The organism is Streptomyces boninensis, from assembly GCF_048572725.1.
Classification (GTDB): Bacteria; Actinomycetota; Actinomycetes; order Streptomycetales; family Streptomycetaceae; genus Streptomyces; species Streptomyces boninensis.
On record NZ_CP183837.1, the window covers coordinates 7228056 to 7240000 of the forward strand.

The following is an 11945-nucleotide window of genomic DNA, read 5'->3' on the forward strand; positions in this document are numbered from 1 at the left end:
GCCAAGCGTCGTGACGGCGCCCAAAGCTTTGTAGGCTGGCAGCAGCGAAACCATATGAATACGGGGAGCAACCGCGCCCCGCAGCCCGCATCCGTGCCGGCAGCCGCCAGGCGCCGGTCCTCGGTAGTGGCCCCCGGGCTCACCCCGGAGGCTTCGATCGAAGACCGGCCCGGCAGCCGAAGCATCGGACCGCGGACCGGCGGACGCGGGGTGCTCCAAACGAACGTACAGACGTATTGCCCCCTGCCACACGGGCGCGGGGCAACAGACGAGGAGATACCCCTAGTGGAGAACGAGACCCACTACGCCGAGGCCGTCATCGACAACGGCTCCTTCGGCACCCGCACCATCCGCTTCGAGACGGGCCGCCTGGCCAAGCAGGCCGCCGGCTCCGCCGTGGCGTACCTGGACGACGAGACGATGGTGCTTTCCGCCACCACCGCCTCGAAGAAGCCCAAGGACAACCTCGACTTCTTCCCCCTGACGGTGGATGTCGAGGAGCGCATGTACGCCATCGGCAAGATCCCCGGCTCCTTCTTCCGGCGTGAGGGGCGGCCCTCCGAGGACGCGATCCTCACCTGCCGCCTGATCGACCGGCCGCTGCGCCCCACCTTCAAGAAGGGGCTGCGCAACGAGGTCCAGATCGTCGAGACGATCGAGGCCCTCAACCCCGACCACCTCTACGACGTGGTCGCCATCAACGCCGCCTCCTGCTCCACCCAGCTGTCGGGCCTGCCCTTCTCCGGCCCGATCGGCGGCACCCGCGTGGCGCTGATCAACGGCCAGTGGGTGGCCTTCCCGACCCACACCGAGCTCGAGGACGCCGTCTTCGACATGGTCGTGGCCGGCCGCGTGATCGAGGACGGCGACGTCGCGATCATGATGGTCGAGGCCGAGGCCACCACCAAGACGGTCGAGCTCGTCAAGGGCGGCGCCACCGCGCCGACCGAGGAGGTCGTCGCCGCCGGACTCGAGGCCGCCAAGCCCTTCATCAAGGTGCTCTGCAAGGCCCAGTCCGACCTGGCCGCCAAGGCCGCCAAGCCGATCGCCGACTTCCCGGTCTTCCTGGACTACGAGGACGACGTCCTGGAGGCGCTCACCGCCGCCGTCAAGGACGAGCTCGCCCAGGCGCTGACGATCGCCGGCAAGCAGGAGCGCGAGGCCGAGCTGGACCGCGTGAAGGCGACCGCCGCCGAGAAGCTGCTGCCGCAGTTCGAGGGGCGCGAGAAGGAGATCTCGGCCGCGTACCGCTCCCTGACGAAGTCGCTCGTCCGCGAGCGCGTCATCAAGGACAAGGTCCGCATCGACGGCCGCGGTGTCACGGACATCCGTACGCTCGCCGCCGAGGTCGAGGCCATCCCGCGGGTGCACGGCTCGGCGCTCTTCGAGCGCGGTGAGACCCAGATCCTGGGCGTCACGACCCTGAACATGCTCCGCATGGAGCAGCAGCTGGACACCCTGAACCCGGTGACCCGCAAGCGCTACATGCACAACTACATCTTCCCGCCGTACTCCACCGGCGAGACCGGCCGCGTCGGCACCCCGAAGCGCCGCGAGATCGGCCATGGCGCGCTCGCCGAGCGGGCGATCGTGCCGGTGCTGCCGACGCGCGAGGAGTTCCCGTACGCGATCCGCCAGGTGTCCGAGGCGCTCGGGTCCAACGGGTCGACCTCCATGGGCTCCGTCTGCGCCTCGACCATGTCGCTGCTGAACGCCGGTGTGCCGCTGAAGGCCCCGGTCGCCGGCATCGCCATGGGTCTCATCTCGCAGGAGATCGACGGCGAGACGCACTACGTGACGCTGACCGACATCCTCGGCGCCGAGGACGCCTTCGGCGACATGGACTTCAAGGTCGCTGGCACCAAGGAGTTCGTCACCGCCCTGCAGCTCGACACCAAGCTGGACGGCATCCCGGCCTCCGTGCTGGCCGCGGCCCTCAAGCAGGCCCGCGACGCCCGCCTGCACATCCTCGACGTGATGATGGAGGCCATCGACCAGCCGGACGAGATGTCCCCGAACGCGCCGCGGATCATCACCGTCAAGATCCCGGTGGACAAGATCGGCGAGGTCATCGGCCCCAAGGGCAAGATGATCAACCAGATCCAGGAGGACACCGGCGCCGACATCACCATCGAGGACGACGGCACGATCTACATCGGCGCCGTCGACGGCCCGTCCGCCGAGGCCGCCCGTACGACCATCAACAGCATCGCCAACCCGACGATGCCGGAGGTCGGCGAGCGCTACCTGGGCACGGTCGTGAAGACGACCACCTTCGGCGCCTTCGTCTCGCTGATGCCGGGCAAGGACGGTCTGCTGCACATCTCGCAGATCCGCAAGCTCGCCGGCGGCAAGCGTGTGGAGAACGTCGAGGACGTGACCCCGGTCGGCACCAAGGTGCAGGTCGAGATCGCCGAGATCGACCAGCGCGGCAAGCTGTCGCTGATCCCCGTCATCGAGGGCGAGGACGAGGACAAGGACAAGGACAAGGACGCCGACAAGAGTGACGCGTAAGGCTCACACCACGGCCCGCCCCTCCGCTGCCCGGACTTCCGGGGACGAGGGGCGGGCCGTGCCCCGTCAGCGCACCCGCACCGTGCTGAAGGGCACGGCGGAGGGCATCGGGACCGTACGCAAGACGGTCCTGCCCGGCGGCCTGCGCATCATCACGGAGACGCTGCCGACCGTCCGCTCCGCCACCTTCGGCATCTGGGCGCACGTCGGCTCGCGGGACGAGACCCCGTCCCTCAACGGCGCCACCCACTACCTCGAACACCTCCTCTTCAAGGGCACCAAGCGGCGCAGCGCCCTCGATATCTCCGCCCCGATCGACGCGGTCGGCGGCGAGATGAACGCCTTCACGGCGAAGGAGTACACCTGCTATTACGCGCGGGTGCTCGACACCGATCTGCCGCTGGCGATCGACGTCGTCTGCGACATGCTCACCGGATCAGTGATCCGCCCGGAGGACGTCGACGCCGAACGCGGCGTCATCCTCGAAGAGATCGCCATGACCGAGGACGACCCGGGCGACTGCGTCCACGACCTCTTCGCGCACACCCTGCTCGGCGATACGGCCCTGGGCCGGCCGGTGCTGGGCAGCGTCGAGACCGTCGAGGGGCTGACGCGCGACCGCATCGCGCGCTTCTACCGGCGGCATTACGACCCGACACACCTGGTCGTCGCCGCGGCCGGGAACGTCGACCACGCGAAGGTCGTACGCCAGGTGCGCGCGGCCTTCGAGCGCGCGGGCGCGATGGGGCGCGGCGACGCGGCCCCGATCGGGCCGCGGGCCGGGCACCAGGCGATCCGTGCGGCCGGGCGCATGGAGGTCCTGGATCGCAGGACCGAGCAGGCGCACGTGATCCTCGGCATGCCGGGGGTGAGCCGGCACGATGAGCGCCGGTGGGCGCTCAGCGTGCTGTCGGCGGCGCTCGGTGGTGGGATGTCGTCGCGGCTCTTCCAGGAGGTGCGGGAGAAGCGCGGGCTGGCGTACAGCGTCTATTCATATGCCTCCGGATTTGCTGATTGCGGGCTCTTCGGGGTGTACGCGGGCTGTCGCCCGGGGCAGGTGCAGGACGTCCTGAAGCTGTGCCGTGCCGAGCTGGATCAGGTGGCCGCGCACGGGCTTACCGATGACGAGGTGCGGCGGGCCGTCGGCCAGCTGTCCGGCGCGACCGTCCTTGGCCTGGAGGACACCGGCGCGATCATGCATCGCATCGGCAAGAGCGAGCTGTGTTGGGGCGAGCAGCTGTCGGTGGACGACATGCTGGGGCGCATTCGCGATGTCACGCCGGATGATGTGCGGGCGGTCGCGCGCGATGTGCTGGGCCAGCAGCCGTCCTTGGCGGCCATCGGGCCGCTGGGGGACCGGCAGGCGACTGCCATGCAGGACGCGGTGGCGTAGGGGCGGGGTTGGTTACAGCAGCCGCTGTATCTCTCCCCGCACCCGGTAAAACCCGCCCGGCGCCGCATGCACCGCCCCCACCACATACCGCTGCCCCGGCACCCGTATCGCCCGCGGGAATTGCACATGCCACGACGGGTCGTAACCCGGTGACACCACATGCACCCGCACCCGGCCCGCGTCCTGCACGCACTCCACGACGACCTGGTCCACGGTCGCGACCGACACCGTCGCGACCGTGTCCACGGCCGTCACCGGCGCATACGTGGGCACCGCCGCCGCCGACTTCACATCGACCGGGACCGGGACCGTGCCCTGCTGGGCCGCCGCTATCGCCGCGTCCGTCGCATCCACGCACAGCAGGGAGCCGTCCGTGGTGACGGCGTACAGCTTCTCGTCGTGGTACTGCATCGAGAGGGCCGAGCCGCCGCCGGTGCCCAGCTTCCAGAGGCGGGTGCCGTGTTCGTCGAAGCAGTAGACCGAGGAGGCGGAGTCGCCGGCGAAGACGTACTTGCCGCCGGGGGAGGTCGCGCAGGAGTAGACGACGGTGTCGCATACGTAGGACGCCTCTATCGCGCCGCTGGACTTGGCCAGGCGCTGCACCACCCGGCGGTTCGTGCCCGCATAAACCGCGTCGTCCTCCTGCCAGCCGAAGAGCACCGCGCCCTTCGTCGGTGTGTGCCACAGCTGGGCGCCGCCGTCGGGGGAGTAGGCCGTGACGCCCCGCGAATGGCCGTGGAAGACCGCCTCGTCGTCGGCCCGTACCAGCCAGGCATGGTCGCCGGCGCTCTGCCGGGACCACTGGTGCTCGTCCTCATGGTCGATCACCGTGAGGCGGCCGCCGCGGTCGGCGACATTCAGCACGCCCTCGTGGATGTCCAGCCAGAAGATGTCGACGTCGGCCGAGATGTCGTACGCCGCGAACGGCAGCTTCGACGACAGGTCGTACACCCGGCCGTCGTCGCAGCCCGCATAGATCCAGAACTCGTCCGCGACCAGGCACTTCACCCCGTCCGGCAGGGAAAAGCGGGCCTGGACCTCGCCGTCGTGACCCAGCGTGTACACCTCCCCGGCCTGATTGCCGACCCAGCAGCGGTCCTCGTCGATGTGTATCCCGAAGGCCGGCTGGTGCGTACGGAACCGCCACAGCACCGGCGCCACGCCCCGGGCCGTGGACGGCGCCGAGGTCACCTGCCGCCGCGTCACCGGCCGCGGCGGGCGCTGCCCCTGGACCGCCGGGGCGTAGCCCTTGCGCACCTTCTCGCCGATCTTCTTCGCGGCCACGCTCCGCGCCTTCTCCGCCGATGCGAACGTCGAGGTCTGCGTCTGCCCGCCCGCTCCTATCCGCCCGTACCGGATCGTCACCTGCACGCCGTCGACCACGACCTCGTAGAACTTGTGCGCCCCGCCGCCCTCTTGCGACAGCTCCAGATACGTCCTCTCAGCGGACACCGCAGCCCCTCCCCACGCCGACAACTTTCCGTTACCCAGAACGCTACGCTCCGCCACTGACAGTGGCCGCTGACGTGCGAAGACGACTCACGCGCACCCCACCCGCCCCCGATTTCGGCAAACGCCGCCTCCCGGGGGAGAATCCCCCTGTCACCCCCGAAGCAAGGAAGCGAGCGCCCGCATGACCACGAAGCTCCGCGTAGCCGTCCTCGGCGCCAAGGGCCGCATCGGCTCCGAGGCCGCGAAGGCGGTCGGTGCCGCCGAGGACATGGAGCTCGTCGCCGCGCTCGACCGCGACGACAGCATCGAGGAGCTCACCAAGGCCGGCGCCGAGGTCGCGGTCGACCTCACCCACCCCGGCGCGGTCATGGGCAACCTCGAGTTCTGCGTCGGCCACGGCATCCACGCCGTCGTCGGCACCACCGGCTGGAACGACGAGCGCTTCGCGCAGCTGCGCGGCTGGCTCGACGCCAGCCCGCGGACCGGCGTCCTCGTCGCGCCCAACTTCTCCATCGGCGCCGTCCTGATGATGCTCTGGTCCCAGCAGGCGGCCCGCTACTTCGAGTCCGCCGAGGTCATCGAGCGGCACCACCCCACCAAGGCCGACGCCCCCAGCGGCACCGCCACCCGCACCGCGCAGCTGATCGCCGAGGCCCGTAACGCCGCCGGCCTCGGCGAGCAGCCCGACGCCACCTCCACGGCGCTGGACGGCGCCCGCGGCGCCGACGTCGGCGGCGTCCCCGTGCACGCCGTCCGCCTCCGCGGCGCCCTCGCCCACCAGGAAGTCTTCTTCGGCGGTACGGGCGAGACCCTCACCATCCGCCACGACTCCCTGCACCACAGCAGCTTCATGCCGGGCATCCTCCTGGGCGCCCGCCGGGTGGGGGCGAACCCGGGCCTGACCTACGGCCTGGAGCACTTCATGGACATTGGCTGATCTGATGAGCTCGAAGATCACCTACTTCCTCCTCGCCGCCGTCCTGGTCGTCTACTTCTTCCTGGCCGGCACCCGCGGCTGGTTCCTGATCAGGGATGGCCGCCCGGTCACCGTCGCCTTCGGCGTGGCCGTCCTCGTACTGCCCCTGATCGGCATCTGGTTCCTCTTCCGCACCACCCAGTTCGCGGTCAACGCCCAGCGGCTGTCCCGCGAGCTGGAGGCCGAGGGCGGCCTCCCCCCGGACGAGCTGAAGCGCACCCCCAGCGGCCGCGTGGACCGCGACTCGGCCGACGAGGTGTTCCGTAAGCGCAAGGCCGAGACCGAGGAGGCGCCCGGCGACTGGCGCTCCTGGTTCCGCCTGGCGGTCGCGTACCACGACGCCCGCGACACCCCGCGCGCCCGCAAGGCCATGCAGAAGGCCATCGCCCTCCGCAAAAACGCCTGACCACCAGCGGTAAACTCGGATCCCGTGGCGGACACCCAGTACGAAGACCTTTTGCGGCAAGTGCTCACCTCCGGTACGGCCAAGGCCGACCGCACAGGCACCGGCACCCGGAGCATTTTCGGGCATCAACTGCGCTATGACCTGGCGCAGGGATTCCCGCTGATCACCACCAAGAAGGTGCACCTCAAGTCCATCGTGTACGAGCTGCTGTGGTTCCTGCGCGGCGACTCCAACGCCCGCTGGCTGCAGGAGCACGGCGTCACCATCTGGAACGAGTGGGCGGACGCCAACGGCGACCTCGGCCCGGTCTACGGCGCCCAGTGGCGCTCCTGGCCGACCCCGGACGGCGGCCACATCGACCAGCTCAGCGGCGTCCTGGAGACCCTCCGCAAGGACCCGGACTCCCGCCGCATGATCGTCTCCGCCTGGAACGTCGGCGAGCTCAGCAAGATGGCCCTCGCCCCCTGCCACGCCTTCTTCCAGTTCTACGTCGCCGACGGCAAGCTCTCCTGCCAGCTCTACCAGCGCAGCGCGGACCTCTTCCTGGGCGTCCCGTTCAACATCGCCAGCTACGCCCTGCTCACGCACATGGTGGCCCAGCAGACCGGCCTCGAGCCCGGCGACTTCATCTGGACCGGCGGCGACTGCCACATCTACGACAACCACACCGAGCAGGTCACCGAGCAGCTCACCCGCACCCCGTACGACTTCCCGCAGCTGCGCCTGCGCCAGGCGGACTCGCTCTTCGACTACGCCTATGAGGACGTGGAGGTGCTCGGCTACCAGCACCACCCGGGCATCAAGGCCCCGGTGGCGGTGTGAGCGCAGGGAGCCCCGCCGTCGGCCTCATCTGGGCGCAGACCCTGGACGGCGTCATCGGCGCGGACAACGGCATCCCCTGGCGGCTGCCCGAGGACATGGCGCACTTCAAGGCGACCACTCACGGCCATCCCGTGGTGATGGGGCGCAAGACCTGGGAGTCGCTCCCGGAGCGCTTCCGCCCGCTGCCCGGCCGCCGCAACATCGTGGTGACCCGCGACCCGCAGTGGGCCGCGGAGGGGGCGGAGCGGGCCGGCTCCATCCCGGAGGCGCTGGCACTCGCGGCAGCGGAGACCTGGGTCATGGGCGGCGGCGAGATCTACCGGGCCGCGCTCGACCACGCCACCACGCTCTCGGTCACCGAGGTCGACACGACAGTGAAGGGCGATACGTACGCCCCCGTCCTGGACGCGACCTGGAAGGTCGCCGACGACAAGGGCTGGCAGACCTCGAAGACCGGCCTGCGCTACCGCATCCGTACCTACTCGCGATAGCGGTCAGCGGAGCTCGGCCGCCCAAGCCTCGATCGTGTCGGCCGCCCGGTCAAAGGCCTCCGGCCGCCCCAGGAAGTCCGCATTCGCCGAGGTCAGCATCGGCCGCAGGGTCTGCTGCCGCCCCGCCTTCCGCTGCCCGGTCTGCACCAGCAGCGCCTGGCCCTGCACCGTACGCGGCAGCCCCAGGTACTTCACCGGCTGCTGCACCGTATGCACCGCCGTCACCTGGTCCCAGGCCAGCGTGGCCGTATAGAGCAGGCCCACCTGCCGGATGCCCTGCGCGCTCACCCACACCCCGCACCGCAGCAGCCGCAGCGCCGCGGCAATGAACAGCCCCCCGGTCAGCAGGCACACGAGCCCGCCCGTCAGCGAGCCCGCCATCAGCATGATCAGCGTGGCGAAGAGCAGATACGAGGCGATGAGCAGCTCGACCGCCGCGCCGAGCACCCGCCAGGGGCCGGGACGGTACGGGCGGCGCCAGTGGTCGTGATCCGCGTACGGCAGGGGGGCGTCGCCGGCCAGGTCGCCGAAGTCACGGTCGGCCGCCATAAAGGGCAGGGGCACGGCAGGTCCTCACTCACAGGTGCTCGTACGGGGCTGTGCCCAGTGAGGCTAGCGAGGCCCGGCGGCGGCTACCACCCCCGGGGGACCAGGCGGGGGATCGGGGAGGGGCTGCGTCAGTCGCTCTGCGTGGCCGCGGTCTCGGAGCCAGAGGGGGCCTCTCCTGAGCCGCTCTGCAGCGCGGGGACGCCGAACACCATTGAGGCCGCAAGACCGCCCACGACCAGCAGCCCGACCAGCCATCGGCCGGCGATCTCGCCGGGGGTGGCGCGGTACTTCGGCGGCTGGATATCGCTGCGGAAGCGGTCGGCCTCGGCTACGAAGGCGAAGGGTATGGACTCCTGCGTACGGCCCGGCATGGCTGGCTAGCTCCTTTGAGATCGTGGGTGGTGAAGGACGGTCACACGGGGAACGTCGGGAAGCGCCGTAAAGTGCCCGGTTTTGCACGCCTTCTCAGGAAATTATAGGGGCGCCAGCCCTCGACCCAGGCCCGCTTCCGTCACCGCCGGGCGACGGCTCCGCCACGGATTCGCGACAGCCTCGACACGAACGGGCGCCTGCCCGCACAGCGGCCGCAAAACGCCCCCAGGCCAGCACCCCCTAGCGGATTCCCGCCCCCCGGCCACACCCGAACAACGCTGCGAACCGTCCGGATTGCCAGATTTTGAGAAGTTCGCATACGCTGAAGACACGAACCCGGCACTGCTTGAACCCCCGAGCAGGCAGTGCCGGGTTCCCCTGTCCTCGCGCGCACCGAGTAGCGTTGGATCCATGGCTCCGACTTCCACACCGCAGACCCCCTTCGGCCGGGTGCTGACCGCGATGGTCACCCCCTTCACGGAGGACGGTGCGCTCGACCTCGACGGCGCGCAGCGGCTCGCCGCCCACCTGGTGGACGCCGGCAATGACGGCCTGATCGTCAACGGCACCACCGGCGAGTCCCCGACCACCAGCGATGCGGAAAAAGCGGATCTCGTACGGGCCGTGGCCGAGGCGGTCGGCGACCGCGCCCACGTCGTCGCCGGAGCCTCCACGAACGACACCCGGCACTCCATCGAGCTCGCCCGCGCCGCCGAGCGCGCCGGCGCCAGCGGCCTGCTGACGGTCACGCCGTACTACAGCAAGCCGCCCCAGGAGGGCCTCTACCGCCACTTCAAGGCGATCGCGGACGCGACCGACTCCCCGGTGATGCTTTACGACATCCCGGGCCGCAGCGGCGTTCCGATCAACACCGACACCATGATCCGCCTCTCGGAGCACCCCCGGATCGTCGCCAACAAGGACGCCAAGGGCGACCTCGGCCGCGCCTCCTGGGCCATCGCCCAGACCGGCCTCGCCTGGTACTCCGGCGACGACATGCTGAACCTCCCGCTGCTCAGCGTCGGCGCCGTCGGCTTCGTCTCGGTCGTCGGCCATGTCGTCGCCCCCGAGCTGCGCGCCATGCTCGACGCGCACCTGTCCGGCGACGCCCGCAAGGCCACCGAGATCCACCAGAAGCTGCTGCCGGTCTTCACCGGCATGTTCCGCACCCAGGGCGTGATCACCGTCAAGGGCGCCCTGGCCATGCAGTCCCTGCCCGGCGGCCCGCTGCGCCTGCCGCTCGTAGAGCTCTCCGAGCCCGAGCGCGAGCTGCTGAAGCGGGATCTGGCCGCCGGCGGCGTGCATCTGTAGGGCGCCCTCAGACGTCATAACTTCATAACGAGATATCGAGAAAATTAGACGGAGAGTCCTTTGAGCCATCCGCATCCCGAACTCGGCCCGCCGCCGACGCTCCCGGAGGGCGCGCTGCGCGTCACCCCGCTCGGCGGCCTGGGCGAGATCGGCCGAAACATGACCGTCTTCGAATACGGCGGCCGGCTGCTGATCGTCGACTGCGGCGTGCTCTTCCCCGAGGAGGAGCAGCCCGGAGTCGACCTGATCCTGCCGGACTTCACGACGCTCCAGGACCGCCTGGACGACATCGACGGCATCGTCCTCACCCACGGCCATGAGGACCACATCGGCGGAGTCCCGTACCTCCTCCGGCAGAAGAACGACATCCCGCTGATCGGCTCCAAGCTGACCCTCGCCCTGATCGAGGCCAAGCTCCAGGAGCACCGCATCCGCCCGTACACGCTGCAGGTCAGCGAGGGTGACCGGGAGCGCATCGGCCCCTTCGAATGCGAATTCGTCGCGGTCAACCACTCCATCCCCGATGCGCTCGCGGTGGCCATCCGCACGCCTGCCGGCATGGCGGTGCACACCGGCGACTTCAAGATGGACCAGCTCCCGCTGGACCGCCGCCTCACCGACCTCCCGCGCTTCGCGGAGCTCGGCAGGGAGGGCATCGACCTCCTGCTGTCGGACTCCACCAATGCCGAGGTCCCGGGCTTCGTAGCGCCGGAACGCGACATCTCGAACGTCCTCCGGGGCGTCTTCGCCGGCGCCCAGAAGCGCATCATCGTGGCGAGCTTCGCCAGCCACGTCCACCGCATCCAGCAGATCCTGGATGCGGCGCATGAATACGGGCGCCGGGTCGCGTTCGTGGGCCGCTCGATGGTCAGGAACATGGGCATCGCGAGGGACCTCGGCTACCTGAAGGTCCCGGCGGGCCTGGTCGTGGACGTAAAGACGCTGGACGACCTCCCCGACCACGAGATCGTGCTGGTCTGCACGGGCTCCCAGGGCGAGCCCATGGCGGCGCTGTCCAGGATGGCCAACCGCGACCACCAGATCCGCATCGTCGACGGCGACACGGTCATCCTCGCCTCGTCCCTGATCCCGGGGAACGAGAACGCGGTCTACCGGGTCATCAACGGCCTGACGAGGTGGGGCGCCAACGTCGTCCACAAGGGCAACGCCAAGGTCCATGTCTCGGGCCACGCGTCGGCCGGCGAGCTGCTGTACTTCTACAACATCTGCAAGCCGCGCAACCTGATGCCGGTGCACGGCGAATGGCGCCACCTGCGCGCCAATGCGGAGCTGGGCGCGCTGACGGGCGTACCGCACGACCGCATCGTGATCGCCGAGGACGGCGTCGTGGTCGATCTGATCGAGGGCAAGGCGAAGATCGTCGGCAAGGTCCAGGCCGGTTACGTATACGTGGACGGCCTCTCGGTCGGCGACGTCACGGAGTCGTCCCTGAAGGACCGCCGGATCCTCGGCGACGAAGGCATCATCTCGGTCTTCGTGGTCGTCGACTCGAGTACGGGAAAGATCGTCGGCGGACCGCACATCCAGTCCCGCGGCTCCGGCATCGACGACGCCGCCTTCCAGGCGGTCATCCCGAAGATCGAGGAGGCGCTGGCGAAGTCCGCGTCGGACGGCGTCGCGGAGACGCACCAGCTGCAG

The 11945-nt window shown here is 69.8% G+C and carries 11 protein-coding genes (1 of these 11 only partly in view); 8 read left to right on the forward strand and 3 right to left on the reverse strand.

What is annotated here, in order from left to right; translation table 11 throughout:
* Positions 1-285: 285 nt before the first annotated feature.
* Positions 286-2514, forward strand: coding sequence for a polyribonucleotide nucleotidyltransferase (locus ACNNMR_RS33025; RefSeq protein WP_419998358.1), 2229 nt, complete (start codon positions 286-288; stop codon positions 2512-2514).
* Positions 2504-3907 (forward strand): M16 family metallopeptidase, encoded by a 1404-nt coding sequence (locus ACNNMR_RS33030; RefSeq protein ID WP_419998359.1) that lies wholly within the window; start codon positions 2504-2506, stop codon positions 3905-3907. Before ACNNMR_RS33025 ends, ACNNMR_RS33030 begins: the two co-directional genes overlap by 11 nt.
* Before the next feature lie 12 nt (positions 3908-3919).
* Here the strand turns inward: ACNNMR_RS33030 and ACNNMR_RS33035 are convergent, their stop codons facing one another.
* The gene (locus ACNNMR_RS33035; RefSeq protein WP_419998360.1) at positions 3920-5359 is read right to left on the reverse strand and encodes a WGR domain-containing protein; all 1440 of its coding nucleotides are present in this window, start codon (positions 5357-5359) and stop codon (positions 3920-3922) included.
* Between the two features lie 181 nt (positions 5360-5540).
* Here ACNNMR_RS33035 and dapB point away from each other — a divergent pair, with 181 nt between their 5' ends.
* From dapB to ACNNMR_RS33055, 4 genes are read left to right on the forward strand one after another with little or no spacing between them, the layout of a single operon-like run.
* Positions 5541-6296 (forward strand): 4-hydroxy-tetrahydrodipicolinate reductase, encoded by a 756-nt coding sequence (gene dapB / locus ACNNMR_RS33040; protein WP_419998361.1) that lies wholly within the window; start codon positions 5541-5543, stop codon positions 6294-6296.
* A gap of 4 nt (positions 6297-6300) precedes the next feature.
* Positions 6301-6741: a hypothetical protein gene (locus tag ACNNMR_RS33045; protein ID WP_419998362.1), complete on the forward strand. Its 441-nt coding sequence runs from the start codon at positions 6301-6303 to the stop codon at positions 6739-6741.
* A 24-nt stretch (positions 6742-6765) separates the two neighbouring features.
* Complete coding sequence (locus tag ACNNMR_RS33050) at positions 6766-7563, forward strand: thymidylate synthase (RefSeq protein WP_419998363.1); 798 nt, start codon at positions 6766-6768, stop codon at positions 7561-7563.
* Positions 7560-8054: a dihydrofolate reductase gene (locus ACNNMR_RS33055; RefSeq protein ID WP_419998364.1), complete on the forward strand. Its 495-nt coding sequence runs from the start codon at positions 7560-7562 to the stop codon at positions 8052-8054. Before ACNNMR_RS33050 ends, ACNNMR_RS33055 begins: the two co-directional genes overlap by 4 nt.
* Positions 8055-8057: 3 nt before the next feature.
* On the opposite strand, the gene ACNNMR_RS33060 is transcribed toward ACNNMR_RS33055, so the two are convergent.
* Both ACNNMR_RS33060 and ACNNMR_RS33065 read right to left on the reverse strand, forming a co-directional pair.
* Entirely contained in the window at positions 8058-8618 is a 561-nt protein-coding gene (locus ACNNMR_RS33060; RefSeq protein WP_419998365.1) for a hypothetical protein, read from the reverse strand.
* A gap of 113 nt (positions 8619-8731) precedes the next feature.
* Positions 8732-8974, reverse strand: a complete 243-nt coding sequence (locus ACNNMR_RS33065; protein ID WP_419998366.1) for a hypothetical protein — start codon at positions 8972-8974, stop codon at positions 8732-8734.
* 412 nt (positions 8975-9386) lie between these two features.
* On the opposite strand from ACNNMR_RS33065, the gene dapA reads away from it, so the two are divergent.
* Positions 9387-10286, forward strand: coding sequence for a 4-hydroxy-tetrahydrodipicolinate synthase (gene dapA / locus ACNNMR_RS33070; protein WP_419998367.1), 900 nt, complete (start codon positions 9387-9389; stop codon positions 10284-10286).
* Between the two features lie 60 nt (positions 10287-10346).
* Positions 10347-11945, forward strand: the 5' portion of a protein-coding gene (locus tag ACNNMR_RS33075; protein WP_419998368.1) for a ribonuclease J. Its footprint extends 87 nt past the window's final position; 1599 of the gene's 1686 nt are visible here — the first part of the coding sequence; it begins with the start codon at positions 10347-10349; the stop codon falls past the right edge of the window.

Coding starts and splice junctions, on each gene's coding strand:
- dapB (WP_419998361.1), top strand. CDS start 5,541: ATGACCACGAAGCTCCGCGTAGCCGTCCTCGGCGCCAAGGGCCGCATC.
- dapA (WP_419998367.1), top strand. CDS start 9,387: ATGGCTCCGACTTCCACACCGCAGACCCCCTTCGGCCGGGTGCTGACC.
- ACNNMR_RS33065 (WP_419998366.1), bottom strand. CDS start 8,974: ATGCCGGGCCGTACGCAGGAGTCCATACCCTTCGCCTTCGTAGCCGAG.
- ACNNMR_RS33045 (WP_419998362.1), top strand. CDS start 6,301: ATGAGCTCGAAGATCACCTACTTCCTCCTCGCCGCCGTCCTGGTCGTC.